Source organism: Methanoculleus sp. UBA413 (assembly GCF_002502935.1).
GTDB lineage: Archaea > Halobacteriota > Methanomicrobia > Methanomicrobiales > Methanoculleaceae > Methanoculleus > Methanoculleus bourgensis.
In genome coordinates this window covers 10,085-10,897 of sequence record NZ_DAQR01000140.1, presented here as the reverse complement: position 1 = coordinate 10,897, position 813 = coordinate 10,085, and the positions used below count along the sequence as shown (strand labels likewise).

Sequence of the window (813 nt, the reverse complement as noted above, 5' to 3'; positions counted from 1 at the left end):
AAGGCGTCGCGGGCGGTGCAGTCGTCCCAGGTGAGCAGGAACTCGCCGCCGCATCTCTTGAGGGGCTCAGGCCCCTCTTTGAGCATCCGCTCCACGTCGGCGGGGGAGAGCCGCACTCCGTCGTGTTCGATCCAGCCTTTCAGGTTCATCTCCGACGCTTCCTGATCACCGCGAGTGTTTGCACTGTTGGAACTATAACTCTACGCACAACTTCCGGCGATCCCGGCCTGATATGCGTCCTCAACGGGCGGAGACGACAACCCGGACCAAGCGGAGGGTTACGCGCTCGGGCACGTGTTCGCTGTCGGTGAAGGTGAGCGTCACCAGGTCTTCTTTGGGGGAGAACGTACAGTTCTCGACGTTCGCGTAGGTTTCATTCATCGCATGGAACGTCTCGTTGCACTTCGCCCACAACGATGTGTTCAGCGGGACCGGGAGGCCCGTGTTGACTGCAATCTCTATGGTGTTAGGGGACGGAGTGATTCGTATATCCTCCACCGCCGCATTCAGAGAGAGCGTCCCGACGCCGTTTCCGCTCGCGAAGTAGTGTTTCTTATCGGGCTCGAACGTCACGACCCATATCCTGACATCGGTGCAGTTGTAGTTGTCATTATTATCATACCGCCCATCGTGCTCGATCTCGATGAGCGACCCAGCAAATCCTGATCTCTCCGCAGCCTCGCGGACCTTGTCCATATCCGCGTAATCAAGCGGCGTCTGGAGCCCTCCTGCCCCGGTGACGTTGGTGTAGCCGTACTGCCAGATGTACCCCTGGTCGCGCCAGAAATTGCTGATCGGGGTGTAGGAGAAGTT

1 pseudogene is annotated in these 813 nt (G+C 58.8%); it reads right to left on the bottom strand.

What is annotated here, in order from left to right:
• Window positions 1-240: 240 nt before the first annotated feature.
• Window positions 241-813 (bottom strand): annotated as a pseudogene (locus tag BP858_RS12175) (hypothetical protein); the annotation flags it as partial.